The organism is Escherichia sp. WS3063 (genome assembly GCF_046486595.1).
GTDB lineage: Bacteria > Pseudomonadota > Gammaproteobacteria > Enterobacterales > Enterobacteriaceae > Escherichia > Escherichia coli.
The window spans coordinates 1-26,525 of the sequence record NZ_JBJQKY010000041.1; the positions used below are offsets into that span (position 1 = coordinate 1).

35 protein-coding genes, 1 tRNA gene and 2 pseudogenes are annotated in these 26,525 nt (G+C 47.5%); 16 read left to right on the forward strand and 22 right to left on the reverse strand.

The window, feature by feature from the left end; genetic code table 11:
* Positions 1-177 precede the first annotated feature (177 nt).
* The 4 genes from purK to ppiB form a co-directional block, all read right to left on the reverse strand.
* The gene (gene purK / locus ACJHYW_RS23775) at positions 178-1,245 is read right to left on the reverse strand and encodes a 5-(carboxyamino)imidazole ribonucleotide synthase (RefSeq protein WP_000815527.1); all 1,068 of its coding nucleotides are present in this window, start codon (positions 1,243-1,245) and stop codon (positions 178-180) included.
* Complete coding sequence (gene purE, locus ACJHYW_RS23780; RefSeq protein ID WP_001295318.1) at positions 1,242-1,751, reverse strand: 5-(carboxyamino)imidazole ribonucleotide mutase; 510 nt, start codon at positions 1,749-1,751, stop codon at positions 1,242-1,244. The genes purK and purE overlap by 4 nt, the downstream gene beginning before the upstream one ends.
* A gap of 116 nt (positions 1,752-1,867) precedes the next feature.
* The gene (lpxH, locus tag ACJHYW_RS23785) at positions 1,868-2,590 is read right to left on the reverse strand and encodes a UDP-2,3-diacylglucosamine diphosphatase (RefSeq protein WP_000212237.1); all 723 of its coding nucleotides are present in this window, start codon (positions 2,588-2,590) and stop codon (positions 1,868-1,870) included.
* Between the two features lie 2 nt (positions 2,591-2,592).
* On the reverse strand, positions 2,593-3,087 hold the full coding sequence (ppiB, locus tag ACJHYW_RS23790; protein ID WP_000256006.1) for a peptidylprolyl isomerase B: 495 nt from the start codon (positions 3,085-3,087) through the stop codon (positions 2,593-2,595).
* A 173-nt stretch (positions 3,088-3,260) separates the two neighbouring features.
* Between ppiB and cysS the strand changes: the two genes are divergently transcribed.
* Positions 3,261-4,646 carry a cysteine--tRNA ligase gene (gene cysS / locus ACJHYW_RS23795; protein WP_000912345.1) on the forward strand — a complete coding sequence of 462 codons (1,386 nt, stop codon included), beginning with the start codon at positions 3,261-3,263 and terminating at the stop codon, positions 4,644-4,646.
* A gap of 35 nt (positions 4,647-4,681) precedes the next feature.
* Here cysS and ACJHYW_RS23800 read toward each other — a convergent pair whose 3' ends face one another.
* The 3 genes from ACJHYW_RS23800 to folD form a co-directional block, all read right to left on the reverse strand.
* On the reverse strand, positions 4,682-5,203 hold the full coding sequence (locus tag ACJHYW_RS23800; RefSeq protein WP_001143508.1) for a metal-dependent hydrolase: 522 nt from the start codon (positions 5,201-5,203) through the stop codon (positions 4,682-4,684).
* A 107-nt stretch (positions 5,204-5,310) separates the two neighbouring features.
* On the reverse strand, positions 5,311-5,523 hold the full coding sequence (ybcJ, locus tag ACJHYW_RS23805) for a ribosome-associated protein YbcJ (RefSeq protein ID WP_000190288.1): 213 nt from the start codon (positions 5,521-5,523) through the stop codon (positions 5,311-5,313).
* A gap of 1 nt (position 5,524) precedes the next feature.
* On the reverse strand, positions 5,525-6,391 hold the full coding sequence (gene folD / locus ACJHYW_RS23810; protein WP_000729155.1) for a bifunctional methylenetetrahydrofolate dehydrogenase/methenyltetrahydrofolate cyclohydrolase FolD: 867 nt from the start codon (positions 6,389-6,391) through the stop codon (positions 5,525-5,527).
* Positions 6,392-6,862: 471 nt separating this feature from the next.
* On the opposite strand from folD, the gene fimA reads away from it, so the two are divergent.
* From fimA to sfmF, 5 genes are all read left to right on the forward strand, one after another.
* Positions 6,863-7,405 carry a type 1 fimbrial major subunit FimA gene (gene fimA / locus ACJHYW_RS23815; protein ID WP_000776555.1) on the forward strand — a complete coding sequence of 181 codons (543 nt, stop codon included), beginning with the start codon at positions 6,863-6,865 and terminating at the stop codon, positions 7,403-7,405.
* A 218-nt stretch (positions 7,406-7,623) separates the two neighbouring features.
* Positions 7,624-8,316 (forward strand): type 1 fimbria chaperone FimC, encoded by a 693-nt coding sequence (gene fimC, locus ACJHYW_RS23820; RefSeq protein ID WP_000988384.1) that lies wholly within the window; start codon positions 7,624-7,626, stop codon positions 8,314-8,316.
* Between the two features lie 30 nt (positions 8,317-8,346).
* Positions 8,347-10,956: a fimbrial biogenesis usher protein gene (locus tag ACJHYW_RS23825; RefSeq protein WP_001361257.1), complete on the forward strand. Its 2,610-nt coding sequence runs from the start codon at positions 8,347-8,349 to the stop codon at positions 10,954-10,956.
* A 12-nt stretch (positions 10,957-10,968) separates the two neighbouring features.
* Positions 10,969-11,976: a type 1 fimbria D-mannose specific adhesin FimH gene (gene fimH / locus ACJHYW_RS23830; protein ID WP_410233385.1), complete on the forward strand. Its 1,008-nt coding sequence runs from the start codon at positions 10,969-10,971 to the stop codon at positions 11,974-11,976.
* Between the two features lie 10 nt (positions 11,977-11,986).
* Positions 11,987-12,502, forward strand: coding sequence for a fimbria assembly protein (sfmF, locus tag ACJHYW_RS23835; RefSeq protein WP_001255235.1), 516 nt, complete (start codon positions 11,987-11,989; stop codon positions 12,500-12,502).
* A 2-nt stretch (positions 12,503-12,504) separates the two neighbouring features.
* On the opposite strand, the gene fimZ is transcribed toward sfmF, so the two are convergent.
* Complete coding sequence (gene fimZ, locus ACJHYW_RS23840) at positions 12,505-13,137, reverse strand: fimbria biosynthesis transcriptional regulator FimZ (RefSeq protein WP_000805414.1); 633 nt, start codon at positions 13,135-13,137, stop codon at positions 12,505-12,507.
* 241 nt (positions 13,138-13,378) lie between these two features.
* On the opposite strand from fimZ, the gene ACJHYW_RS23845 reads away from it, so the two are divergent.
* Positions 13,379-13,455 (forward strand) — tRNA-Arg (locus ACJHYW_RS23845).
* Between the two features lie 15 nt (positions 13,456-13,470).
* Here ACJHYW_RS23845 and ACJHYW_RS23850 read toward each other — a convergent pair.
* The 14 genes and pseudogenes from ACJHYW_RS23850 to ACJHYW_RS23915 all read right to left on the reverse strand — a co-directional run bounded on the left by ACJHYW_RS23850 (position 13,471) and on the right by ACJHYW_RS23915 (position 20,567).
* Positions 13,471-14,634, reverse strand: coding sequence for an integrase (locus ACJHYW_RS23850; RefSeq protein ID WP_061092788.1), 1,164 nt, complete (start codon positions 14,632-14,634; stop codon positions 13,471-13,473).
* A 161-nt stretch (positions 14,635-14,795) separates the two neighbouring features.
* Positions 14,796-14,861: pseudogene (locus tag ACJHYW_RS23855) on the reverse strand (helix-turn-helix domain-containing protein); the annotation flags it as partial.
* The gene (locus tag ACJHYW_RS23860; protein WP_000488407.1) at positions 14,833-15,111 is read right to left on the reverse strand and encodes a DUF4222 domain-containing protein; all 279 of its coding nucleotides are present in this window, start codon (positions 15,109-15,111) and stop codon (positions 14,833-14,835) included. The pseudogene ACJHYW_RS23855 and the gene ACJHYW_RS23860, both read right to left, overlap by 29 nt.
* 47 nt (positions 15,112-15,158) lie before the next feature.
* Positions 15,159-15,377 carry a TraR/DksA family transcriptional regulator gene (locus tag ACJHYW_RS23865; RefSeq protein WP_000763385.1) on the reverse strand — a complete coding sequence of 73 codons (219 nt, stop codon included), beginning with the start codon at positions 15,375-15,377 and terminating at the stop codon, positions 15,159-15,161.
* A gap of 98 nt (positions 15,378-15,475) precedes the next feature.
* Entirely contained in the window at positions 15,476-15,691 is a 216-nt protein-coding gene (locus ACJHYW_RS23870; RefSeq protein ID WP_000188870.1) for a hypothetical protein, read from the reverse strand.
* Between the two features lie 76 nt (positions 15,692-15,767).
* On the reverse strand, positions 15,768-16,325 hold the full coding sequence (locus tag ACJHYW_RS23875; RefSeq protein ID WP_032255841.1) for a phage N-6-adenine-methyltransferase: 558 nt from the start codon (positions 16,323-16,325) through the stop codon (positions 15,768-15,770).
* Positions 16,322-16,480: a DUF1317 family protein gene (locus ACJHYW_RS23880; protein WP_045173744.1), complete on the reverse strand. Its 159-nt coding sequence runs from the start codon at positions 16,478-16,480 to the stop codon at positions 16,322-16,324. The genes ACJHYW_RS23875 and ACJHYW_RS23880 overlap by 4 nt, the downstream gene beginning before the upstream one ends.
* A complete protein-coding gene (locus ACJHYW_RS23885) occupies positions 16,477-17,157 on the reverse strand; it encodes a lambda exonuclease family protein (RefSeq protein WP_024228451.1) in 681 nt (226 codons plus the stop codon). The genes ACJHYW_RS23880 and ACJHYW_RS23885 overlap by 4 nt, the downstream gene beginning before the upstream one ends.
* A complete protein-coding gene (gene bet, locus ACJHYW_RS23890) occupies positions 17,154-17,939 on the reverse strand; it encodes a phage recombination protein Bet (RefSeq protein WP_052953584.1) in 786 nt (261 codons plus the stop codon). The genes ACJHYW_RS23885 and bet overlap by 4 nt, the downstream gene beginning before the upstream one ends.
* Before the next feature lie 5 nt (positions 17,940-17,944).
* Positions 17,945-18,241 (reverse strand): host-nuclease inhibitor Gam family protein, encoded by a 297-nt coding sequence (locus tag ACJHYW_RS23895; RefSeq protein WP_000995439.1) that lies wholly within the window; start codon positions 18,239-18,241, stop codon positions 17,945-17,947.
* 75 nt (positions 18,242-18,316) lie between these two features.
* Positions 18,317-18,523: a hypothetical protein gene (locus ACJHYW_RS23900; RefSeq protein WP_061092790.1), complete on the reverse strand. Its 207-nt coding sequence runs from the start codon at positions 18,521-18,523 to the stop codon at positions 18,317-18,319.
* A gap of 555 nt (positions 18,524-19,078) precedes the next feature.
* Positions 19,079-19,519, reverse strand: coding sequence for a hypothetical protein (locus tag ACJHYW_RS23905; RefSeq protein ID WP_223963196.1), 441 nt, complete (start codon positions 19,517-19,519; stop codon positions 19,079-19,081).
* A gap of 8 nt (positions 19,520-19,527) precedes the next feature.
* Positions 19,528-19,797, reverse strand: a complete 270-nt coding sequence (locus ACJHYW_RS23910; RefSeq protein WP_061092792.1) for a hypothetical protein — start codon at positions 19,795-19,797, stop codon at positions 19,528-19,530.
* Positions 19,798-19,877: 80 nt separating this feature from the next.
* The gene (locus tag ACJHYW_RS23915; protein WP_064767403.1) at positions 19,878-20,567 is read right to left on the reverse strand and encodes a helix-turn-helix transcriptional regulator; all 690 of its coding nucleotides are present in this window, start codon (positions 20,565-20,567) and stop codon (positions 19,878-19,880) included.
* 104 nt (positions 20,568-20,671) lie between these two features.
* On the opposite strand from ACJHYW_RS23915, the gene ACJHYW_RS23920 reads away from it, so the two are divergent.
* The 9 genes and pseudogenes from ACJHYW_RS23920 to ACJHYW_RS23960 all read left to right on the forward strand — a co-directional run bounded on the left by ACJHYW_RS23920 (position 20,672) and on the right by ACJHYW_RS23960 (position 26,148).
* Complete coding sequence (locus tag ACJHYW_RS23920) at positions 20,672-20,902, forward strand: transcriptional regulator (RefSeq protein WP_001067459.1); 231 nt, start codon at positions 20,672-20,674, stop codon at positions 20,900-20,902.
* An 81-nt stretch (positions 20,903-20,983) separates the two neighbouring features.
* Positions 20,984-21,523 (forward strand): toxin YdaT domain-containing protein, encoded by a 540-nt coding sequence (locus ACJHYW_RS23925; RefSeq protein WP_061092794.1) that lies wholly within the window; start codon positions 20,984-20,986, stop codon positions 21,521-21,523.
* A gap of 86 nt (positions 21,524-21,609) precedes the next feature.
* Complete coding sequence (locus ACJHYW_RS23930) at positions 21,610-22,539, forward strand: replication protein (protein WP_061092802.1); 930 nt, start codon at positions 21,610-21,612, stop codon at positions 22,537-22,539.
* Positions 22,536-23,237 carry a replication protein P gene (locus tag ACJHYW_RS23935; RefSeq protein ID WP_001566186.1) on the forward strand — a complete coding sequence of 234 codons (702 nt, stop codon included), beginning with the start codon at positions 22,536-22,538 and terminating at the stop codon, positions 23,235-23,237. Before ACJHYW_RS23930 ends, ACJHYW_RS23935 begins: the two co-directional genes overlap by 4 nt.
* Positions 23,234-23,536, forward strand: coding sequence for a protein ren (locus ACJHYW_RS23940; RefSeq protein WP_000145912.1), 303 nt, complete (start codon positions 23,234-23,236; stop codon positions 23,534-23,536). Before ACJHYW_RS23935 ends, ACJHYW_RS23940 begins: the two co-directional genes overlap by 4 nt.
* A 67-nt stretch (positions 23,537-23,603) precedes the next feature.
* Positions 23,604-23,936: a multidrug efflux SMR transporter EmrE gene (gene emrE, locus ACJHYW_RS23945; RefSeq protein ID WP_001070442.1), complete on the forward strand. Its 333-nt coding sequence runs from the start codon at positions 23,604-23,606 to the stop codon at positions 23,934-23,936.
* Positions 23,937-23,984: 48 nt separating this feature from the next.
* A pseudogene (gene ylcJ, locus ACJHYW_RS23950) lies at positions 23,985-24,135 on the forward strand (protein YlcJ).
* Between the two features lie 57 nt (positions 24,136-24,192).
* Positions 24,193-25,719 (forward strand): recombinase family protein, encoded by a 1,527-nt coding sequence (locus ACJHYW_RS23955; protein ID WP_000709069.1) that lies wholly within the window; start codon positions 24,193-24,195, stop codon positions 25,717-25,719.
* Between the two features lie 111 nt (positions 25,720-25,830).
* Positions 25,831-26,148 carry a P22AR C-terminal domain-containing protein gene (locus tag ACJHYW_RS23960; protein WP_001567061.1) on the forward strand — a complete coding sequence of 106 codons (318 nt, stop codon included), beginning with the start codon at positions 25,831-25,833 and terminating at the stop codon, positions 26,146-26,148.
* Positions 26,149-26,525 lie beyond the last annotated feature (377 nt).

Below are 26,525 nucleotides of genomic sequence, written 5' to 3' on the forward strand. Positions count from 1 at the left end.
AAAAATCGCGGAAGGGATGAAACAACAGCGCCTGACGGCGCTGTGTCTGGCATGCCTGCAATCCGGGAAACCGGACCAGGAAAAAACTTGCAGGCCATAACAGTATCTACAGTCGGTGTTGGAACGGTAGGCCGGATAAGGCGTTCACGCCGCATGCGGCAAGAAAATGAGCATCAATTAACTGAACTTGCTCTGCGCCCAAATCACGCCGCTAGCATATTCTGGCGGCAGCAGCGGGATTAAGGCTTCCAGCGTCGCGGTCAGACGCGATGTGTCGCTGTCGGTCAAATTTAAATGCCCCACTTTACGCCCCGGACGGACTTCTTTGTCGTACCAGTGCAGATGCACCAGCGGCAGTTTCAGCCAGTCATAATTCACATCGCTACCAATCAGGTTGATCATCACCGACGGACTATTCACTACCGGTTGCGGTAACGGCAGATCGGTAATCGCCCGCAGATGCAGCTCAAACTGGCTGATGCTGGCACCGTTTTGTGTCCAGTGACCGCTGTTATGCACACGCGGAGCCAGTTCGTTGATCAGCAGACCTTGCGGGGTGACAAAACACTCCATCGCCATCACGCCCACATAGCCCAGCTCCTGCATAATCGCCGACAGCATCTCTTCGGCCTGCGCCTGCTGCTGCGCGTTGGCCTGCGGGAAAGCGACGCTGGTGCGCAAAATACCGTCCTGATGCAGGTTATGCGTCAGCGGATAAAACACGGTGCTACCATCAAAGCCGCGCGCGCCAACCAGCGACACTTCACCAGAGAAGTTTATGCCCTGCTCGACAATACATTCGCCGTAGCATTCAGCCGGTAACTGTTCGGTTTCATCGGCGCGTAAACGCCATTGACCGCGTCCGTCATAGCCACCAGTGCGACGCTTAACAATCGCCAGCTCACCTAAACGATCAAACACCGCAGGCCACTCGCTGCGATCGGCAAGTAACTGCCACGGTGCGGTCGGCAGGTGGAGCTTATCGAAAAGCTGCTTCTGAGTCAGACGGTCAGCAATAATCGGGAACACATCGCGGTTCACAAAGGCCGGATGGCGCGCCAGCTCGCGGGTTAATGCGGTTTCCGGCCAGCGTTCGATCTCAGCGGTAATCACACTTTGTTGAAAAGGCACCGCCGCCGGTTCAGCGTCCAGCCCGACTGGCCAGACAGCAATGCCTAACGGTTCGCCTGCCTGACGCAGCATACGGCCTAACTGCCCGTTACCGAGGACGCAAACCTGTTTCATGCCGCACCTCGCGGGTCCGGGTTTTCCAGCACTTCATCAGTTTGTGCTTTGCGCCAGTCATTCAGACGCTGGTGCAGTTCTTTATCATGAGTCGCAAGAATTTGTGCTGCCAGTAACGCCGCGTTTGCCGCGCCAGCTTTACCAATCGCCAGCGTACCCACCGGAATGCCGCGTGGCATTTGCACGATAGAGTAGAGGCTATCGACACCGCTCAGTGCGGCGCTCTGTACTGGCACGCCCAGCACAGGCACCAGCGTTTTGGCGGCAATCATGCCTGGCAGGTGCGCCGCGCCGCCTGCGCCCGCAATAATCACCTGATAACCGTTTTCTTCGGCGCTTTCGGCGAAGCTGAACAGTTTATCGGGGGTGCGGTGAGCAGAAACCACTTCAACGTGGTGCGGGACATTCAGGATTTCGAAGATTTCGGCGGCGAACTGCATGGTAGCCCAGTCGCTTTTGGACCCCATCACGATGGCGACACGCGCCGGATTATTGCGGGAAGACATGCGTCTTAAAACTCCTGTGGTGCACAACTCTCGGCTTTAGAGGGCACAGAGAATAGCACGGAAAGAGAGCAAGGAAAACGGTTGCGTGGCTGTGAAATCAGCAAAGTTGCGGGTATTTAAAACGGAAAATGAATCAGCTCAACGTCATCCGCCGTGACTTTCACCATTGAACCTTCCGTATGCCAGGCACCCAGCACGACGCGAAAAGCAGGTTGCTGATTGGCGATAAGTTCATGTACCGCCGGGCGATGGGTATGTCCGTGGATCAGCCATTGCACCTGATGTTTTTCCATTGCACTGACCACCGCGTTTTGGTTAACGTCCATGATCGCCAGCGATTTACTGCTGTTGGCTTCTTTGCTGTTCGCTCGCATTCGCGCGGCAATGCGTTTGCGCACAAACAACGGCAGGGCGAGGAATAGCGTTTGCAGCCAGGGTTTGTGGACTTTGGCGCGAAAAGCCTGATAACCGGCGTCATCGGTGCACAGCGTGTCGCCATGCATAATCAATACCCGGCGACCATACAGTTCGAGCACCTTTTCTTCCGGCAATAACGTCATGCCGCTTTCACGGGCAAAGCGTTTGCCGAGCAGAAAATCACGGTTGCCATGAATGAAATAACAGGGAACACCGGAATCGGACACCGCTTTGATCGCTGCCGCCATCTGGCGATGGAGTGGGTTGGGATCGTCGTCGCCAATCCACGCTTCAAACAGATCGCCAAGAATATACAGCGCGTCGGCCTTGCGGGCTTCCCCCGCTAAAAAACGCAGAAAACCGGCGGTGATCGCCGGTTCTTCCGCGCAGAGATGAAGATCTGCAATAAAGAGTGTCGCCACGATTACTCGCTAACGGTCACGCTTTCAATGATAACGTCTTCTTTTGGCACGTCCTGGTGCATACCGCTACGACCGGTTGCCACACCTTTGATTTTGTCTACCACGTCCATGCCTTCAACCACTTCAGCAAACACGCAGTAACCCCAACCTTGCAGGCTTTCGCCAGAGAAGTTCAGGAAGTCGTTATCAACCACGTTGATGAAGAACTGTGCAGTTGCAGAGTGCGGTGCCTGAGTACGGGCCATTGCCAGCGTACCACGGGTATTTTTCAGACCGTTATTGGCTTCGTTTTTGATCGGGTCTTTGGTGGTTTTTTGCTTCATGCCAGGTTCAAAACCGCCGCCCTGAATCATAAAGCCGTTGATTACACGGTGGAAAATGGTGTTGTTGTAAAAACCTTCGCGGCAGTAGTCCAGGAAGTTTTTAACTGTTTCAGGTGCTTTATCGTCAAAAGTTTTGATGACAATATCGCCGTGATTGGTGTGGAAAGTAACCATTTTTGCATCCTGTTCCGTTTGATTGGTGCTTCAACCCGGTTCGGGTCATATATAGGGTGGTGTTATAGCATAACCGCACGATCGGATCATCACGCAATGTATGCTGATTCGCGCGGGAAATATGGGTATTATACGCAACTCAATTACCCACACATGTCTAAACGGAATCTTCGATGCTAAAAATCTTCAATACTCTGACACGCCAAAAAGAGGAATTTAAGCCTATTCACGCCGGGGAAGTCGGCATGTACGTGTGTGGAATCACCGTTTACGATCTCTGTCATATCGGTCACGGGCGTACCTTTGTTGCCTTTGACGTGGTCGCGCGCTATCTGCGTTTCCTCGGCTATAAGCTGAAGTATGTGCGCAACATTACTGATATCGACGACAAAATCATCAAACGCGCCAATGAAAATGGCGAAAGCTTTGTGGCGCTGGTGGATCGCATGATCGCCGAAATGCACAAAGATTTTGATGCGTTGAACATTTTGCGCCCGGATATGGAGCCGCGCGCGACGCACCATATCGCAGAAATTATTGAACTCACTGAACAACTGATCGCCAAAGGTCACGCTTATGTGGCGGACAACGGCGACGTGATGTTCGACGTCCCGACCGATCCGACCTATGGCGTGCTGTCGCGTCAGGATCTCGACCAGCTGCAGGCAGGCGCGCGCGTTGACGTGGTCGATGACAAACGCAACCCGATGGACTTCGTTCTGTGGAAGATGTCGAAAGAGGGCGAGCCGAGCTGGCCGTCTCCGTGGGGCGCGGGCCGTCCAGGCTGGCACATTGAATGTTCGGCAATGAACTGCAAGCAGCTGGGTAACCACTTTGATATCCACGGCGGCGGTTCTGACCTGATGTTCCCGCACCACGAGAACGAAATCGCGCAGTCCACCTGTGCCCATGATGGCCAGTATGTGAACTACTGGATGCACTCGGGGATGGTGATGGTTGACCGCGAGAAGATGTCCAAATCGCTGGGTAACTTCTTTACCGTGCGCGATGTGCTGAAATACTACGACGCGGAAACCGTGCGTTACTTCCTGATGTCGGGGCACTATCGCAGCCAGCTGAACTATAGCGAAGAGAACCTGAAGCAGGCGCGTGCGGCGCTGGAGCGTCTCTACACTGCGCTGCGCGGCACAGATAAAACTGTTGCGCCTGCCGGTGGCGAAGCGTTTGAAGCGCGCTTTATTGAAGCGATGGACGACGATTTCAACACCCCGGAAGCCTATTCCGTGCTGTTTGATATGGCGCGTGAAGTGAACCGTCTGAAAGCAGAAGATATGGCAGCGGCGAATGCAATGGCATCTCACCTGCGTAAACTTTCCGCCGTATTGGGCCTGCTGGAGCAAGAACCGGAAGCGTTCCTGCAAAGCGGCGCGCAGGCAGACGACAGCGAAGTGGCTGAGATTGAAGCGTTAATTCAACAGCGTCTGGATGCCCGTAAAGCCAAAGACTGGGCGGCGGCAGATGCGGCGCGTGACCGTCTTAACGAGATGGGGATCGTGCTGGAAGATGGCCCACAAGGGACCACCTGGCGTCGTAAGTAATTGCGCTATTGCCGGATGCGAGTTTTCGCATCCGGTTATCGTCTGCGCCACCACAACATTCCCATCAGTAGCATCCCCGGCAACCACACCCACATCAATTCAGAAATAATCACCTGATGCCCGTACGCTGTGGTGTAACGAGACAATGCAAACGGCGCGACTTTAATCACCTGCCAGGGGGCGAAAAAGCGTTCATCTGACCACGGCCACAGCCAGCCAACGCCTTTACCGCCAGTGGTTACCGAATCCAGCAAGCTGTGCGATAGCAACGAGACGGTTAAAAACAGCCAGCAGCGAATCAGCCCAGCCCTGAACCATCGGCGTCCAATCAGCGCACATAACAGCGGGACAACAAACGCAAACACCAGCGAATGGGTAAACCCGCGATGACCAAAAACATTGCCGTAAGCAACGCCAAATTTAAACGACAAGACGTCGGCATCGGGCAGCATCGCCAGGATGATTCCGGCAAATAACAGGCGCGGAGGGATGACTTTCGAACCCAACCCTAAAGCAATGCAAAGGGGAACGGCGGCGTGCGTAATAACGGTTGGCATGATGGTCGCTTCGGCAAAATGTCGATGCTATCAGCATGGATGAACGGGGCGTAGAGGGCAACAGTCTGAAAAGAGAACCGGCCTGTTGTTACAGGCCGGGAAAGGGATCAGGCAACAACCTGTACGCTGTGACCTGCAAAACTCACTGTCTGCCCGGCGACGATTTTGCAGCGTTTGCGCGTTTCAACCGCACCGTCGACTTTCACCTGGCCTTCGGCAATCGCGATTTTCGCCTGCGCGCCGCTTTCGCTCCAGCCTTCCAGTTTCAGCAAGTCGCACAGCTCAACGTGCGGATGTTTACCTAAAGAAAATGTCGCCATGTTACTCACCCTGTGGATCATGATATTCAACGCACGCCTGTAGCGTGTTTTCAATCAGCGTGGCAACCGTCATCGGGCCAACGCCGCCCGGAACAGGCGTAATGTATGAGGCGCGTTTAGCCGCGTCTTCAAACACGACGTCGCCCACAACTTTGCCATTTTCCAGACGGTTGATGCCGACATCAATCACAATTGCGCCTTCTTTGATCCAGTCACCAGGAATAAAGCCCGGCTTGCCGACGGCAACGATCAGTAGATCGGCATTTTCTACGTGGTGACGCAGATTTTTAGTGAAACGGTGAGTCACGGTGGTGGTGCAACCTGCCAGTAGCAGTTCCATGCTCATCGGGCGGCCAACGATATTCGATGCGCCAATCACCACGGCGTTGAGGCCGAAGGTATCAATGTTGTAACGCTCAAGCAGCGTGACAATACCGCGCGGGGTGCAGGGACGCAGACGCGGCGCGCGCTGGCACAGGCGACCGACGTTATAAGGATGGAAACCGTCTACGTCTTTGTCCGGGTGTATACGTTCCAGCACTTTGACGTTATCAATACCCGCCGGTAACGGCAGTTGAACCAGAATGCCATCGATGGTGTTGTCGGCATTCAGCGCATCGATAAGCTCCAGCAGCTCCGCTTCGCTGGTGGTTTCCGGGAGGTCATAAGAGCGGGAGACGAACCCGACTTCTTCACAAGCCTTGCGTTTGCTTGCGACATAAATTTGCGATGCAGGGTTACTACCCACCAGCACAACGGCCAGTCCTGGTGCCCGCAGTCCGGCTGCAATACGCGCCTGAACTTTTTGAGCAACTTCAGAGCGCACCTGCTGCGCAATCGTTTTACCGTCAATAATCTTTGCTGCCATCAGAGAGAGGATTCCATCTGTTACGTAGGTCGAAGGGGATGCGCCTATTTTGTCAGAAGCGGGGCGCGCTGTCAGGTTTCGTTTCAGATTTATCGCGTGAAGCGACCTCTTGCGAAGGTGAGGCGCACCGTCGCTGAGATTGAAAGCTTCATTTTTCGTCCATGATGGCGTTGTAAATCTGGAACTGATTTATTTCCTTGTCTAAGGATTAAGATAATTTAAGAAATACCTGACAATATAAAAAGAATTTTCAGCCTGGTAATTTACCGCTTCAGGTCTATATTTGTGTTGAATATATTTTGCGCGGAAATATTCATCTAACGGGGCTCTCTATTTTTTAGAATAGAGTGCATATTTTCAATTAAGACATTCTTAGAGGATAAAAAGGAATTTTACTACTATCAGTGTCTTAAATAAAGTAATCGGTTATATACGGATGTGGAGTCGATAAATGAGATTGAAGGAATATATATGAAATTAAGATTTATTTCGTCTGCGCTGGCCGCCGCACTATTCGCCGCTACGGGTAGTTATGCTGCCGTTGTAGATGGCGGTACAATTCACTTTGAAGGCGAACTGGTGAATGCTGCCTGTTCAGTGAATACTGACTCGGCAGACCAGGTTGTCACACTCGGTCAATATCGTACCGATATTTTCAATGCTGTTGGTAATACCTCTGCATTAATTCCATTCACTATACAGTTGAACGACTGCGATCCTGTCGTTGCCGCTAATGCTGCCGTTGCATTTTCTGGTCAGGCGGATGCAATCAATGATAATTTATTGGCCATTGCATCCAGTACTAATACAACAACAGCAACGGGTGTCGGTATTGAAATACTTGATAATACATCCGCAATTCTCAAACCTGATGGGAATAGCTTCTCAACCAACCAGAACTTGATCCCCGGGACCAACGTTCTTCATTTTTCTGCACGTTATAAAGGCACCGGTACAAGTGCATCAGCAGGGCAAGCAAATGCTGACGCGACTTTTATTATGAGATACGAATAATCAAAACCACGTTGTTTTGAATTATATATCACGTCTTATAACAAAGTAATGTACCGGTTGTCTGAAGCGGTATGGTGGCAATGTAAATCGAAATCACGTTCACTTTGTATCATGCCGCTTTATTAAATGAAAAGGGAATGATGTGTGTAAGAAACCAAAGCAATCATTTCTTTATACTCCTTATTTTTGCCGTCAGGAATACACAAGGCGTATTAACTATGATGACTAAAATAAAGTTATTGATGCTCATTATATTTTATTTAATCATTTCGACCAGCGCCCATGCTGCCGGAGGGATCGCATTAGGTGCCACGCGTATTATTTATCCCGCTGATGCTAAACAGACTGCGGTATGGATCAGAAATAGCCATACCAATGAGCGCTTTCTGGTCAATTCGTGGATTGAAAACAGCAGCGGTGTAAAAGAAAAGTCATTCATCATTACACCGCCACTGTTTGTTAGTGAACCCAAAAGCGAAAATACTTTGCGTATTATTTACACCGGTCCACCGCTGGCGGCAGATCGTGAGTCTCTGTTCTGGATGAATGTTAAGACGATCCCTTCGGTAGATAAAAATGCATTGAACGGCAGGAATGTTTTGCAACTGGCGATTTTATCGCGCATGAAATTATTTCTCCGTCCAATTCAATTACAAGAATTACCCGCAGAAGCGCCGGACACACTCAAGTTTTCGCGATCCGGTAACTATATCAATGTTCATAATCCATCACCTTTTTATGTCACCCTGGTTAACCTGCAAGTGGGCAGCCAAAAACTGGGGAATGCTATGGCTGCACCCAGAGTTAATTCACAAATTCCCTTACCCTCAGGAGTGCAGGGAAAGCTGAAATTTCAGACCGTTAATGATTATGGTTCAGTAACCCCGGTCAGAGAAGTGAACTTAAACTAACCGAATCATCTGACAATATCAGAGCTAATTATGAAAATACCCACTACTACGGATATTCCGCAGAGGTATACCTGGTGTCTGGCCGGAATTTGTTATTCATCTCTTGCCATTTTACCTTCCTTTTTAAGCTATGCGGAAAGTTATTTCAACCCGGCATTTTTATTAGAGAATGGCACATCCGTTGCTGATTTATCGCGCTTTGAGAGAGGTAATCATCAACCTGCGGGCGTGTATCGGGTGGATCTCTGGCGTAATGATGAGTTCATTGGTTCACAGGATATCGTATTTGAATCGACGACAGTAAATACAGGTGATAAATCAGGTGGGTTAATGCCTTGTTTTAACCAGGCACTCCTTGAACGAATTGGCCTTAATAGCAGTGCATTCCCCGAGTTAGCCCAGCAGCAAAATAATAAATGCATCAATTTACTGAAAGCTGTACCTGATGCCACAATTAACTTTGATTTTGCAGCGATGCGCCTGAACATCACTATTCCTCAGATAGCGTTGTTGAGTAGCGCTCACGGTTACATTCCGCCTGAAGAGTGGGATGAAGGTATTCCTGCTTTACTCCTGAATTATAATTTCACCGGTAACAGAGGTAATGGTAACGATAGCTATTTTTTTAGTGAACTCAGCGGGATTAATATTGGCCCGTGGCGTTTACGCAACAATGGTTCCTGGAACTATTTTCGCGGAAATGGATATCATTCAGAACAGTGGAATAATATTGGCACCTGGGTACAGCGCGCCATTATTCCGCTGAAAAGTGAACTGGTAATGGGAGACGGTAATACAGGGAGTGATATTTTCGATGGCGTTGGATTTCGAGGTGTACGGCTTTATTCTTCCGATAATATGTATCCTGATAGCCAGCAGGGGTTTGCTCCAACGGTACGTGGGATTGCCCGTACGGCGGCCCAGCTAACGATTCGGCAAAATGGTTTTATTATCTATCAAAGCTATGTTTCCCCCGGCGCTTTTGAAATTACAGATTTGCACCCGACATCTTCAAATGGCGATCTGGACGTCACCATCGACGAGCGTGATGGTAATCAGCAGAATTACACGATTCCGTATTCAACAGTGCCAATTTTACAACGCGAAGGGCGTTTCAAATTTGACCTGACGGCGGGCGATTTTCGTAGCGGTAATAGTCAGCAATCGTCGCCTTTCTTTTTTCAGGGCACGGCACTCGGCGGTTTACCACAGGAATTTACTGCCTACGGCGGGACGCAATTATCTGCAAATTACACCGCCTTTTTGTTAGGGCTGGGGCGCAACCTCGGGAACTGGGGCGCAGTGTCGCTGGATGTAACGCATGCGCGCAGTCAGTTAGCCGACGACAGTCGTCATGAGGGGGATTCCATTCGCTTCCTCTATGCGAAATCAATGAACACTTTCGGCACCAATTTTCAGTTAATGGGTTACCGCTATTCGACACAAGGTTTTTATACCCTTGATGATGTTGCGTATCGTCGAATGGAGGGGTACGAATATGATTACGATTATGACGGTGAGCATCGCGATGAACCGATAATCGTGAATTACCACAATTTACGCTTTAGTCGTAAAGACCGTTTGCAGTTAAATATTTCACAATCACTTAATGACTTTGGCTCGCTTTATATTTCTGGTACCCATCAAAAATACTGGAATACTTCGGATTCAGATACCTGGTATCAGGTGGGGTATACCAGCAGCTGGGTTGGCATCAGTTATTCACTCTCATTTTCGTGGAATGAATCTGTAGGGATCCCCGATAACGAACGTATTGTCGGACTTAATGTTTCAGTGCCTTTCAATGTTCTGACCAAACGTCGCTACACCCGGGAAAATGCGCTCGACCGCGATTATGCCTCCTTTAACGCCAACCGTAACAGCAACGGGCAAAATAGCTGGCTGGCAGGCGTTGGTGGGACCTTACTGGAAGGCCACAACCTGAGTTATCACGTAAGCCAGGGCGATACCTCGAATAATGGGTATACGGGCAGCGCCACGGCAAACTGGCAGGCCGCTTACGGTACGCTGGGGGTCGGGTATAACTACGACCGCGATCAACATGACGTTAACTGGCAGCTGTCTGGCGGTGTGGTCGGGCATGAAAATGGTATAACGCTGAGCCAGCCTTTAGGGGATACCAATGTTTTGATTAAAGCGCCAGGTGCAGGCGGTGTACGCATTGAAAATCAAACTGGAATTTTAACCGACTGGCGCGGCTATGCGGTGATGCCGTATGCCACGGTTTATCGGTATAACCGTATCGCGCTTGATACCAATACGATGGGGAATTCCATCGATGTTGAAAAAAATATTAGCAGCGTTGTGCCGACGCAAGGCGCGTTGGTTCGTGCCAATTTTGATACCCGCATAGGCGTGCGGGCGCTCATTACCGTTACCCAGGGCGGAAAACCGGTGCCGTTTGGATCACTGGTACGGGAAAACAGTACCGGAATAACCAGTATGGTGGGTGATGACGGGCAAGTTTATTTAAGCGGTGCGCCATTGTCTGGTGAATTACTGGTTCAGTGGGGAAACGGCGCGAACTCACGCTGCATTGCGCACTATGTATTGCCGAAGCAAAGCTTACAGCAAGCCGTCACTGTTATTTCGGCAGTTTGCACACATCCTGGCTCATAAAGGAAATTATCAATGAAGATAATCTGCAGATTATTATTGGCAATGGCATGTTTGTGGTTAACAAACATATCCTGGGCTACTGTTTGTGCAAATAGTACTGGCGTAGCAGAAGATGAACACTATGATCTCTCAAATGTCTTTAATAGCACCAATAACCAGCCAGGGCAGATTGTTGTTTTACCGGAAAAATCCGGCTGGGTAGGTGTATCAGCAATTTGTCCACCCGGCACGCTGGTGAATTATACATACCGTAGTTATGTCACCAACTTTATTGTTCAGGAAACTATCGATAATTATAAATATATGCAATTAAATGATTATCTATTAGGTGCGATGAGTCTGGTTGATAGCGTGATGGATATTCAATTCCCTCCGCAAAATTATATTCGTATGGGAACAGATCCTAACGTTTCGCAAAACCTTCCGTTCGGGGTGATGGATTCTCGTTTGATATTTCGTTTAAAGGTTATTCGTCCCTTTATTAACATGGTGGAGATCCCCAGACAGGTGATGTTTACCGTGTATGTGACATCAACGCCTAACGATCCGTTGGTTACACCTGTTTATACCATTAGTTTTGGTGGCCGGGTTGAAGTACCGCAAAACTGCGAATTAAATGCCGGGCAAATTGTTGAATTTGATTTTGGTGATATCGGCGCATCGTTATTTAGTGCGGCAGGGCCGGGGAATCGACCAGCTGGTGTCATGCCGCAAACCAAGAGCATTGCGATCAAATGTACGAATGTTGCTGCGCAGGCTTATTTAACAATGCGTCTGGAAGCCAGTGCCGTTTCTGGTCAGGCGATGGTGTCGGACAATCAGGATTTAGGTTTTATTGTGGCCGATCAGAACGATACGCCGATCACGCCTAACGATCTCAATAGCGTTATTCCTTTCTGTCTGGATGCAGCTGCGGCAGCCAATGTCACACTTCGCGCCTGGCCTATCAGTATTACCGGTCAAAAACCGACCGAAGGGCCGTTTAGCGCGCTGGGGTATTTACGCGTCGATTATCAATGAGGTACGGAGAATGAGAAGAGTACTCTTTAGCTGTTTCTGCGGGCTACTGTGGAGTTCCAGTGGATGGGCAGTTGACCCTTTAGGAACGATTAATATCAATTTGCACGGTAACGTTGTTGATTTCTCCTGTACCGTAAACACAGCGGATAAGGATAAGACGGTAGATTTAGGCAGATGGCCTACGACACAATTACTGAGCGCTGGCGATACCACGGCACTCGTCCCTTTTAGCCTGCGGCTGGAGGGATGTCCTCCGGGTTCAGTTGCGATTTTATTTACGGGAACGCCGGCATCTGATGCCAACCTGCTGGCTCTGGATGATCCCGCAATGGCACAAACCGTCGCCATCGAATTACGTAATAGCGATCGCTCCCGGCTCGCACTGGGGGAGGCGAGCTCGACTGAGGAAGTTGATGCTAATGGCAATGTCACACTAAACTTTTTTGCCAATTATCGAGCGTTAGCCAGCGGTGTTCAGCCTGGTGTGGCGAAAGCGGATGCGATATTTATGATCAATTATAATTAATATTATATTAATTCATATAATTTGGCGTAGTCGATAAGCTCTACAATTGAATGCAAACCTAGCTTGCCATAAATATTAGATTTATGTGCACTAACTGTTTTATTGCTAAGTAATAACTTATCGGCAATTTCTTTATTAGATAATCCGCTAACCAGATAACGTAATATGGTTACTTCACGATTAGATAGCACCGTGACCGTTGAACTATTCGTACTGCATTTATTGCTTTTTATATAGTTGAGCGTTTCGCTGGGAAAAAAAGTGTATCCGGAGAGGATCATCTGAACGGCATGAAAAATATCATTCTGATCATTGCATTTACTGACAAAACCGTTAGCACCAGCTTGTATCGCTCTGCCAGCATAAAAGCATTCTGATTTCGATGATAAAAATAATACTTTCACTGTACTCTGGATTTGTTTGATCCTTTTCAGGAAGGTAAAACCGTCTGTTCCGGGCAAGTCTATATCCATAATGATTAAATCAACAGGACGGGTTCGGAGATAATCGATGGTTATGCGATAATCATCCGTTTTCAGGACAATTTGCAATTCATTGTTTTTTTGCAACAGAACTTCAATAGACATTCTGATGATAGGATGAGTATCCATAATGATCACCGACGTTGGTTTCATAGTTACCAGTCTCATTGGATCGGACAATTTTCCGTTAGGGCGGGAAATTGTACTTGATACATGAAAATACGGGTTTTCTTGATTCAGACGCGCAGCGGTGTGCGTTTGTTTGCCGCTATAACGAAATAAATCAGAAAATCAGACGCGGTCGTTCACTTGTTCAGCAACCAGATCAAAAGCCATTGACTCAGCAAGGGTTGACCGTATAATTCACGCGATTACACCGCATTGCGGTATCAACGCGCCCTTAGCTCAGTTGGATAGAGCAACGACCTTCTAAGTCGTGGGCCGCAGGTTCGAATCCTGCAGGGCGCGCCATTACAATTCAATCAGTTACGCCTTCTTTATATCCTCCATAATTCCAGAGTGGGACATATTTGGGACATTATCACCAAAAATGTCGTCTATTTTCCTCGCATGCTCTGTCAAATGATTAGGCGCAAGGTGAGCATACCTACGAACCATTTCTATGGACTCCCATCCGCCCATTTCCTGAAGCACTGATAATGGGACGCCTGACTGAATCAGCCAGCTTGCCCAGGTGTGTCTGAGGTCATGGAAACGGAAATCTTCAATTCCTGCACGACGACAAGCTGATAGCCATGATGTCTTGCTGTCGATGCGCATCTTCCTGACCGCAGGCGTTGATGTTCCATCTGCTCGCTTAGCCGCCTTGGTATGTACAAACACCCATTTGCGATGCTTGCCTATTTGATCACGCAACACTTTACAGGCGGTATCGTTCAGCGCCACACCAATGGCGCGGTTTGATTTGCTCTCTTCTGGATTCACCCAGGCAACTCGTCGCTGCATGTCGATTTGTTGCCATTCCAGATTTATGATGTTCGACTTTCTCAGACCAGTTGCCAGCGCAAACTTGACGACAGATTTCAGTGGTTCGGGGCACTCATCAATAAGGCGTTTTGCTTCCTCCTTTTCCAGCCATCTGACTCGCTTGTTTCTGACCGCTGGTATCTTGATGACAGGCGCTTTTTCCAGCCACTTCCAGTCGCGTTCTGCAGCACGGAGAATGGCCTTTATCATGGCAAGATGCTTTGCCTTTGTCTGAGTTGATACTGGCTTTGGTTCATAAACAGGCAGTTCTTTACCTTTCCTGATGGCGGCCTGAACTTTCTGTTTCCATATTTCTTTCGTCTTTCTGTTATGCATTCTGCTTACAGCAGAGTAAATCTTTGCCTCCGAGATATCTTTAAGCCTTATACCCTCAAAATGTTCAAGCCAGAACTCAATCCGGCTTTTATCTGAATCGAGAGATTTTTTATCAGCTTTTTCCTCAAGCCATCTTAGGCAGGCCTCTTCAAAAGTGACATCAGGTAAATCCCCTAGCTTTTCTACTCGCCAGAGTTCTGCTTTTCGCTTGTCGTGCAACTCCTGAGCTTGCCGCTTGTCCTTTGTGCCAAGAGATTCCTTAATTCGTTTCCCGCCCGGGAGCGAATACGAGGCATACCATATTTCATTTCTGCGGAAGAGTGACATTTTCTTTCCTCTGTTATGCCATCACCCGCGCTCACCTGGACAGTATGCAGCGGAGACTGAAGCGCCGCAATGCAGGCTTGCCGTGTTGTGAGGTAAGGAGATTTTGGCTTGGTTGGATCTTTACGTGTTGCCTGTAGGCGGCCTGTTCGTATCCAGTTGGTGGCGGTTGGTCTGGATATCTTAAGAAACTGACAGGCCTCATCGAGTGTGAGGCTGTATGATTCCATGGTTACCTCTGCTTTTTGAACGCATGTCACGTAACTTCTTAATGTGTTCTGCCGTTTCGATCTCTTCTGCTATCCGATCTGCATCAGCTTTATTCACAGGTTCAAAGTCATGATTAAAGCGGAACATGCTGGCGATACATGTTCTGCCTTTTCGGATGTAGTGAACTTTGTTGTGGGTAGAACGCAGGATTTTGCAGGGAGTGCCGTGGTGGTCGACGTACCAGGTGTTAGGAAAAATGATTCTGAACATTTTTACACCTCAGTTGGACGATGTTGAAATTTGCTGCTTTGAGGCCATCACAGTCCCCATTGTTTGTTCTTAAGTTCGATCTCCTCCTGGCAACTTGCACAAGTCCGACAACCCTGAACAGCCAGGCGTCTTCGCTCATCTATCGGATCGCCACACTCACAACAATGAGTTGCGGATACAGTCTGGTAGTTCAGACGACGCATTTTTATTGCTGTATTGCGCTGTAATTCTTCGATTTCTGATGCTGAATCAATGATGTCTGCCATCTTCCATTAATCCCTGAATTGTTGGTTAATACGCTTGAGGATGAATGCGAACAATAAAAAAGGAGCCTGTAGCTCCCTGATGATTTTGCTTTTCATGTTCATCGCTCCTTAAAGACGCCGTTTAACATGCCGATCGCCAGGCTTAAATGAGTCGGTGTGAATCCCATCAGCGTTACCGTTTCGCGGTGCTTCTTCAGTACGCTACGGCAAATGTCATCGACGTTTTTATCCGGAAACTGCTGTCTGGCTTTTTTGATTTCAGAATTAGCCTGACGGGCAATGCTGCGAAGGGCGTTTTCCTGCTGAGGTGTCATTGAACAAGTCCCATGTCGGCAAGCATAAGCACACAGAATATGAAGCCCGCTGCCAGAAAAATGCATTCCGTGGTTGTCATGCAGCCTCCCGACGGGCAAGAATCCTTGAGCCGAACGCCATCAACTCTCCACGATCAACGGTCGTAAAGTGGCAGTGTGTACGGGGGTATGGGTGCCAGATAATGAGCATCGAGCCTTTATTATTTCCACTGACGGGTTTCCCGGTGAGTGGGTTAATAAATGCCAGTCGTCCTGCCGTGATGAATCTGACCTCACTGGCGGTTTGTATCGCTTCATGAAACCATCCGACAGATGTGTCAGCAGGCAATAACATTACACATCCCACACTACTGAATTTGTTTTCAGTGGCTGCCTTTTTCACAAAAGGGGAAATATTGCTGTATGGTGGATTCAACCAGACATAACCAGAGGCATATCCCATTGCTTCAGGCCATGAAGTGGTTAATGTGTTCTGCTCCTGTGAGATAAAAAGCCGACATAGTCGGTTTTTTTCGCTGGCTGCAGCATCAAGTTGAAAAACGAACTCTGCATTAAGCGCAGCAAAAATCTCTGGTGGTGTGCGCCAGCTGTCGCGATGTTCGGCAGGAGTATTGCTTCCGGTGAAATCAGTCATACAGCCCCCCGTTTATTATTTATCTCCTCAGCCAGCCGCTGTGCTTTCAGTGGATTTCTGATAACAGAAAGGCCGGGAAATACCCAGCCTCGCTTTGTAATGGAGTAGACGAAAGTGATCGCGCCTACCCGGATATTATCGTGAGGATGCGTCATCGCCATTGCTCCCCAAATACAAAACCAATTTCAGCCAGTGCCTCGTCCATTTTTTCGATGAACTCCGGCACCATCTCGTCAAAACTCGCCATGTACTTTTCATCCCGCTCAACCACGACATAATGCAGGCCTTCACGCTTCATACGCGGGTCATAGTTGGAAAAGTACCAGGCATCTTTTCGCGTCACCCACATGCTGTACTGCACCTGGGCCATGTAAGCCGATTTTATGGCCTCGAAACCACCGAGCCGGAACTTCATGAAATCCCGGGAGGTAAACGGGCATTTCAGCTCAAGGCCATTGCCGTCACTGCATAAACCATCGGGAGAGCAGGCGGTGCGCATACTTTCGTCGCGATAGATGATCGGGGATTCAGTAACATTCACGCCGGAAGTGAATTCAAACAGAGTTCTGGCGTCGTTCTCGTACTGTTTTCCCCATGCCAGCGCCTTAGCATTAACTTCCGGAGCCACACCGGTGCAAACCTCAGCCAGCAGGGTGTGGAAGTAGGACATTTTCATGTCAGGCCACTTCTTTCCTGAGCGGGGCTTTGCTATCACGTTGTGAACTTCTGAAGCGGTGATGACGCCGAGCCGTAATTTGTGCCATGCATCATCCCCCTGTTCGACAGCTCTCACGTCGATCCCGGTACGCTGCAGGATAATGTCCGGTGTCATGCTGCCACCTTCTGCTCAGTGGCTTTCTGTTTCAGGAATCCAAGAGCTTTCACTGCTTCGGCCTGTGTCAGTTCTGACGATGCGCGAATGTCGCGGCGAAATATCTGGGAACAGAGCGGCAATAAGTCGTCATCCCATGTTTTATCCAGGGCGATCAGCAGAGTGTTAATCTCCTGCATGGTTTCATCGTTAACCGGAGTGATGTCGCGTTCCGGCTGATGTTCTGCAGTGTATGCGGTATTTTCGACAATGCGCTCGGCTTCATCCTTGTCATAGATACCAGCAAATCCGAAGGCCAGACGGGCACACTGAATCATGGCTTTATGCCGTAACATCCGTTTGGGATGCGACTGCCACGGCCCCGTGATTTCTCTGCCTTCGCGGGTTTTGAATGGTTCGCGGCGGCATTCATCCATCCACTCGGTAACGCAGATCGGATGATTACGGTCCTTGCGGTAAATTCGGCATGTACAGGATTCGTTGTCCTGCTCAAAGTCCATGCCATCAAACTGCTGGTTTTCATTGATGATGCGGGACCAGCCATCAACGCCCACCACCGGAACGATGCCGTTCTGCTTATCAGGGAAGGCGTAAATTTCTTTCGTCCACGGATTAAGGCCGTACTGGTTGGCGACGATCAACAATGCGATGAACTGCGCATCGCTGGCATCACCTTTAAATGCCGTCTGGCGAAGAGTGGTGATCAGTTCCTGTGGGTCGACTGAATCCATGCCGACACGTTCAGCCAGCTTCCCAGCCAGCGTTGCGAGTGCTGTACTCATCCGTTTTATACCTCTGAATCAATATCAACCTGGTGGTGAGCAATGGTTTCAACCATGTACCGGATGTGTTCTGCCATGCGCTCCTGAAACTCAACATCGTCATCAAACGCACGGGTAATGGCTTTTTTGCTGGCCCCGTGGCGTTGCAAATGATCGATGCATAGCGATTCAAACAGGTGCTGGGGCAGGCCTTTTTCCATGTCGTCTGCCAGTTCTGCCTCTTTCTCTTCACGGGCGATCTGCTGGTAGTGACGTGCCCAGCTCTGAGCCTCAAGACGATCCTGAATGTAATAAGCGTTCATGGCTGAACTCCTGAAAATGGCTGTGAAAATATCGCCCGCGAAATGCCAGGCTGATTAGGAAAACAGGAAAGGGGATTAGTGATTCAGGCCGTTGCCGCGTCCGTCGAGAAAAATTTCCACGAGCAAGTCACGGGTATAAGTGCGCTCGACGCCGCGATGCAGATAAAGCCGTCCGCGTAAATTAGCCGATGCAGTCCAGGTACCATCTTTGTGTTTGACCAGCATTCCTGGCATGACCGCACCGCGATTAACGGTCTGCGTACCGTAATGTTGATGAACCATAAAAACTCCTGCCCGTAAGCTGGGCTGCTGAACATATAGAGACTTCTGCGCGTATTCAGGCGGTGGATGGCCGCCGGTTGTCATAACTAAGCCGCCTCGTTGAAGCGACTGAGGTATGAAGTGTTGAGTTGATTTCAGCTGGTCACACCGACGTTCACGCGTCCGCTTCACCCCTCGCACTCCCCGGAGCCTGCTGAAATTCAAGCTGCGGATCTAAGCGGTCATCGCAACGGTGAATCAGGTGGTTGCCGTATCGTTGTGTTGTTGCGATGAACTTATTTAAAACTATAGTTGTTTTATCGTCAACAACAAAAGTTGTTTTATTGGTTGTTTTAGATATAACTGGTTGTATTTAGGATGGATTTATTTTGTGACTTGAATCGCATAGCGATAACTGAAGCGAGGTTATGGTGGTTTTTTTAACGGTGTGTGTGATGAGGGGAGGGCAAAAGAAAACCCGGCACGGGGCCGGGTTTAGATGATTGGTTAAGAAAGGGTAATAGGGAATGAAAAATCGCTTTGCCTAATGCGAGGTGGCGAGCAGTTTCTTAAGCACTAAAGAAAAAAGTACATTGATAGCTTATAAAGCCCTGTTCCTGCAGCGATGATTGCTGGAACACCAAGCAATACCGCAAGCTTTGCGTCTGAAATCTTTTTATCGATAGCATCGATGGATGGTTTTTTGGCTAGTGACTCTTTTATTGAATCGAGTCGCTCCAGAACAGCGATCATGTTTCTGTCGATAGATTTGACATCTGTCTTAAGCTCATCAACGTCACGTCGGATGTAGGACACATCAGACTCAAGCTTTGCAACTTTTGATTCAAGCACATTATTACTCCCAGAGCCACCGCTACCACTTGATTGTAGCATAGGTACATTATCGCCAGACATACCAGCTGATTGAGAAAATGCTGCGGTGTGCAAAGATGATGATCTTGCCGCTTGTTCAAGCTTTTCAGTTAGGTTTGGAGCTTCGTAATAACCGTATTTCATTGTTAATATTATGACTTATTGGTTTTAGCTCTATCATGCTGATCGCGAATAAAGTCAGCGAGTTTAAGCATTAAATCTTCCGTCATGCGAATTGTTGCAATGTTGTACTTTACGCTTTCAGTGTCATTACTACCATCAGCGTCCCATTCTGTAACATGCTGAAAGAAAGATATGGAGCCTAAGCGATCGTCATCTTCCCCAAAAGATGAATATCCAAATGCATCAGCATATGCATCTACACAGTTATTTGATTTTTTAATAAGTTTTTTATCACTCATTTTTTGCCTTTCCCGTAATGTTATTTTTATAAAGAATTCTTTCAGCGCATTACCCTAAAGCCTCATCAGCACGCAGCTGATTATCCGTGTTTCCTGTACGTCTGCGGCATGCTCCCAATAACCTTACCGAAGATGAACACCCGGTTCATCTCGTCTTTCTCGATCGGGTCCCACGGTGAGTAGCTTTTGTTATCAGAGATGACCAGCAGCTTATCCTTCATCATTTGCAGGCGCTTTACATGGGCTGTGTCGTCGTACAGAAACGCATAGATACCATCACCGTCGAAAGATTTAACAGTGATATCAACGAACAGCAGATCACCTGGTTCGATCGTTCCTGACATGCTGTCACCACGCACGTTAATGATGCGGATATTTTCCGCTTTCCTACCATCGAACATGTGACGAGCATCGTCAAACGAGTACTCAACCGAGCGTAGAACTTCTACAAACTCACGGTTGATGACTCCCGGCCCAGCACTGACTTCTATATCAAGAACGTCAATCTTGAAGTATTTGGAATGGCTGAGAGTTGATTGTATTGGTTGCACTGTACTGTCTGACATATTTCCAATGCCAGAAGATAACCATTCTGCGCGCACACCCAAAGCGTTCGCGATCTCCACGATTTTAGTTGTTTGGTTAGCTTTCCCTGTTTCGATTTTCTGAATAGCAGCCTGGCTAACCCCAACCAAATCCCCAAGTGCCTTTTGTGTAAGGCCTCGCGCTGATCTGGCTTCTTTAAGTCTTTCTGAGAGTGTTGTTTTCATAGACCAAATGTACAACCAAGGTTTTATTCCATCAAACGAAAATGGTTGTTGACTAAAAACAACCATAGTTTTAATCTTGGTTCAGATTAACCACGGAGGTTGTTATGAACCCAGCAATCAAAACAGCGATCAATATAGTTGGTTCACAAAAGAAACTGGGCGATGCCTGCGAAGTTTCACAGCAGGCCGTCTATAAGTGGCTTCACAACAAAGCAAAGGTATCCCCTGAACATGTCGGCAGCATTGTTACGGCTACTGGTGGAGTTGTGAAGGCATACCAGATTCGCCCGGATCTTCCGAAGTTGTTTCCACACACCGAAAAGAACGCAGCTTAAATTTCCATTTCACGCTCTTTAACAATAAGCAATCAACTTAACAGACTGATTAACAGTCAATTCAAACTAAAGGAATCAATTATGCAACCAATTACATACCAACAGACTAGCGGATTTACCCCGACTGCGGTGATAAATCGTTCTCAAACAAAACAGGCGCCAGGCCACGAAAAAATCCGTGATGCCGTTCGCGCCTGGTCGGCTGCAGATAATCAGGATGTTGTTGCCGCACTCATTGTGAATGAGTATCGGGAGCTGGGCGGCGGCACCATCGATTTCCCTGATGATGTCAGCCGTGCACGCCAGAAGCTGTTCCGCTTCCTCGATAACAAATTCGATTCTGAAAAATACCGAAATAACGTGCGTGAACTGACCCCGGCAATTCTGGCGGTACTACCGCTGGAATATCGCGGTTACCTGGTTGAGCAGGATAGCTTTATGGCTAGGTTGGCTGAAATGGAAAAGGAACTCAGTGAGGCAAAACAGGCTGTCATTCTCAACGCACCACGCCACCAGAAACTGAAGGAAATTAGTGAAGGTATTGTGTCGATGTTTCGTGTGGACCCAGATCTGGCTGGTCCACTGATGGCGATGGTCACCACCATGCTGGGGGCAATATGACAGGTTCAGAAATGGCGAAAGCCGGTCTGCTGGAACAGAACCGACTTTCAGGTGCAAATCGTAACACACTCATTGCGGGAGGAATTATGGCAAACACTGCTGAGATATTCAATTTTCCAGTGCCGGATGCGGCACAAAAGGAGCGGCGCGTGGCAGATCTCGATGATGGTTATACGCGCATTGCAAATGAGTTGCTGGAAGCTGTGATGCTGGCCGGATTAACACAGCACCAGCTTCTGGTCTTCCTGGCTGTCATGCGCAAAACATATGGCTTTAATAAAAAAATGGATTGGGTGAGCAACGAGCAACTTTCCGAGTTAACCGGGATATTGCCGCACAAGTGTTCTGCTGCAAAAAGTGTTCTGGTAAAGCGTGGGATTTTTATTCAGAGCGGGCGGAATATCGGCATTAATAATGTGGTCAGTGAATGGTCAACATTACCCGAATCAGGTAAGAAAAATAAAGTTTACCTGAAAGAGGTAAATTTACCTGAATCAGGTAAAAAAAGTTTACCCAAATCAGGTAAAGACGTTTACCCGAATCAGGTAAACACAAAAGACAAACTAACAAAAGACAATATAAAACCTTTTTCGTCCGAGAATTCTGGCGAATCCTCTGACCAGCCAGAAAACGACCTTCCTGTGGAGAAACCAGATGCTGCAATTCAGAGCGGCAGCAGGTGGGGGACAGCAGAAGACCTGACCGCCGCAGAGTGGATGTTTGACATGGTGAAGACCATCGCGCCATCAGCCAGAAAACCGAATTTTGCAGGGTGGGCTAACGATATCCGCCTGATGCGTGAACGTGACGGACGTAACCACCGCGACATGTGCGTGCTGTTCCGCTGGGCATGCCAGGACAACTTCTGGTCCGGTAACGTGCTAAGTCCGGCCAAACTCCGCGACAAGTGGACCCAACTCGAAATCAACCGTAACAAGCAACAGGCAGGCGTGACAGCTAGCAAACCAAAACTCGACCTGACAAACACAGACTGGATTTACGGGGTGGATTTATGAAAAACATCGCCGCACAGATGATTAACTTTGACCGTGAGCAGATGCGTCGGATCGCCAACAACATGCCGGAACAGTACGACGAAAAGCCTCAGGTACAGCAGGTAGCGCAGATCATCAATGGTGTGTTCAGCCAGTTACTGGCAACTTTCCCGGCGAGCCTGGCTAACCGGGACCAGAACGAACTGAACGAAATCCGCCGCCAGTGGGTTCTGGCTTTCCGGGAAAACGGGATCACCACAATGGAACAGGTTAACGCAGGAATGCGCGTAGCCCGTCGGCAGAATCGACCATTCCTGCCATCACCCGGGCAGTTTGTTGCATGGTGCCGTGAAGAAGTATCCGTTATTGCCGGACTGCCAAACGCCAGCGAGCTGGTTGATATGGTTTACGAGTATTGCCGGAAGCGTGGCCTGTATCCGGATGCAGAGTCTTATCCGTGGAAATCAAACGCGCACTACTGGCTGGTTACTAGCCTGTACCAGAATATGCGGGCCAATGCGCTTACTGATACGGAATTACGGCGCAAGGCTGCCGATGAACTGACTTGTATGACCGCGCGAATTAACCGTGGTGAGGCGATCCCTGAACCAGTAAAACAACTTCCTGTTATGGGCGGTAGACCTCTAAATCGTGCACAGGCTCTGGCGAAGATCGCAGAAATTAAAGCTAAGTTCGGACTGAAAGGAGCAAGTGTATGACGGGCAAAGAGGCAATTATTCATTACCTGGGGACGCATAAGAGCTTCTGTGCACAGGACGTTGCCGCGGTAACAGGCGCAACCGTAACCAGCATAAATCAGGCTGCGGCTAAAATGGCGCGGGCAGGAATCCTGGTCGTTGATGGTAAGGTCTGGCGAACGGTGTATTACCGGTTCGCTACCAGAGAAGAACGGGAAGGAAAGGTGAGCACGAATCTGATTTTTAAGGAGTGTCGCCAGAGTGCCGCGATGAAACGCTTATTGAGGGTATATAAAAGAACATCAATGGGTACACAATGATGAAACAGGTGAGTTGATTTCAAACTGTAGTACAATTCTCTCCAGTTTGAACAGGAAAGAATATGCTATGAACCCTTATATTTATCTTGGTGGTGCAATACTTGCAGAGGTCATTGGTACAACCTTAATGAAGTTTTCAGAAGGTTTTACACGGTTATGGCCATCTGTTGGTACAATTATTTGTTATTGTGCATCATTCTGGTTATTAGCTCAGACGCTGGCTTATATTCCTACAGGGATTGCTTATGCTATCTGGTCAGGAGTCGGTATTGTCCTGATTAGCTTACTGTCATGGGGATTTTTCGGCCAACGGCTGGACCTGCCAGCCATTATAGGCATGATGTTGATTTGTGCCGGTGTGTTGGTTATTAATTTATTGTCACGAAGCACACCACATTAAAAATAATTTGTTTCTAAACGACTAAAATATGGAGGCTCTTATATTTATATGAGCCTCGTTTTATGCTTTTTGTTAATGTCTTTATTTTTTTATGTATTCTTTTGTGCTTTCAAGATTATGGCGTAAGAAAATTGCAATACGATTATTGTTGTATATTCAAGATAATGTGACCTTAATTGTCTTTTTAAATAAAAATTAAACAAAAATTATATCTCACCACTAAGGTTTATAAAAGCATACGTTAGCAGGTGTCACCATGAAAAAAGCCATAGCATATATGCGATTTTCATCACCAGGTCAGATGTCTGGCGACTCATTAAACCGACAGAGAAGACTTATTGCTGAATGGTTAAAGGTAAATAGTGATTATTATCTTGATACCATAACATATGAAGATTTAGGATTAAGTGCATTCAAAGGAAAGCATGCACAATCAGGAGCTTTTTCGGAATTTTTAGATGCTATAGAGCATGGTTATATATTGCCAGGAACTACATTGTTAGTTGAAAGTCTGGACAGACTTTCAAGAGAAAAAGTCGGTGAAGCGATTGAGCGTCTGAAATTGATTTTGAATCACGGTATTGATGTTATAACTCTTTGCGATAATACAGTCTATAATATTGACTCTTTGAATGATCCATATTCATTAATAAAAGCCATACTTATAGCACAAAGGGCAAATGAAGAAAGCGAGATAAAGTCAAGTCGGGTTAAATTATCATGGAAGAAAAAACGGCAGGATGCACTGGAGTCAGGCACGATTATGACGGCGTCTTGTCCGAGATGGCTCTCCTTAGATGACAAAAGAACGGCTTTTGTTCCAGACCCCGACAGGGTGAAAACTATTGAGCTAATTTTTAAACTCAGGATGGAAAGGCGCTCATTGAATGCAATAGCCAAGTATTTAAATGATCATGCTGTAAAGAATTTCTCAGGAAAAGAAAGTGCATGGGGACCTTCTGTAATTGAAAAATTATTAGCGAATAAAGCTCTGATAGGTATATGCGTACCTTCATATCGTGCAAGAGGTAAAGGAATAAGTGAAATCGCTGGCTATTATCCCAGAGTCATATCAGATGATTTGTTTTACGCTGTGCAGGAAATTCGGTTGGCACCTTTTGGTATTAGCAATAGTAGCAAAAATCCTATGTTGATAAATCTACTTCGAACAGTTATGAAGTGCGAGGCTTGTGGTAATACCATGATTGTTCATGCGGTATCTGGAAGTTTGCATGGCTATTATGTTTGTCCGATGAGAAGACTGCATCGATGTGACAGGCCATCAATAAAGAGAGATTTGGTTGATTATAATATCATTAATGAGTTGCTTTTTAATTGTAGTAAAATCCAACCAGTTGAAAACAAGAAAGATGCTAATGAAACTTTAGAGTTGAAAATTATTGAGCTCCAGATGAAAATTAATAATTTAATTGCTGCATTATCTGTTGCGCCTGAAGTTACCGCTATAGCAGAAAAAATCAGAGTATTAGATAAGGAATTACGAAGGGCTTCTGTATCATTAAAAACTTTGAAGAGTAAAGCGGTGAGCTCACTTGGTGATTTTCATGCTATTGACTTAACCAGTAAAAATGGGCGAGAGCTATGTCGTACACTTGCCTATAAAACATTCGAAAAAATCATAATCAATACAGATAATAAAACCTGTGATATCTATTTTATGAATGGCATTGTTTTTAAACACTATCCTTTAATGAAAACAATATCCGCCCAGCAGGCGATAAGTACTCTCAAATATATGGTTGATGGTGAGGTTTATTTTTGAGTAATAATCACTTTTTCAACCGTGCTATAGTAAGAAAGTTAGGTAAGTACAATAAAATTATCTATCCTGAACGAAGCGTCCTGAGCTATGGTTTTACTATAGGGACTGCCAATGGATGCTGGCGTTCTCGTTCTAGCAGTTCAACAATCCCCAATCACAAAACAATTCACTGATAACGAACTTTGCACACTCGCCTGGTTATGGCGAGCAGGGAATGTGATGTTAATTGCCTACCAGAACGTTACTCATCTTCTTCAGGATGCGGAGCATGGTGAAGCTGGTCACTTCACTTCCATCGAGCAAGAATATCCCCAGATACTCAACAGAGCGCGAGCAATCCTCGTCCGAGAAACGGCACATGTAAAACTTCAGCCGTGGCAGGATGATAAGTGGAGTCGAGTATTGCCGTATTTGCGTCAAATCTGTTAGGAGTATAGCCGCCAGCCATGAGTGTTGTATTAAAACAAGGATGTCTATATATGGGATAGCGAGAGTATGAATATCAGTTATTTTGAGAGTTAACTGATTGTGAAATTAGTTTTTTTCACAAACGAGTGGGGTTACTATGATGAGTGTTCTAATGCATAGGGAACACCTAATTTTTTCAATGAATTCAAATTGATAGGATCAAAAATGGCACAACAGAGAACTACCTCCCTCAGATCCATACCTTTAGACTTAGATGTTAAGCAAGATGAACCGCCCCGGGTTTCCTGGAGAGTGTTTTATCTGTGAACTCAGGCTGCCAGATCATCGTTTCCGATGGAAGCATAATAAGCTTTTTCTGCTTCTGCCGGTGGGATATG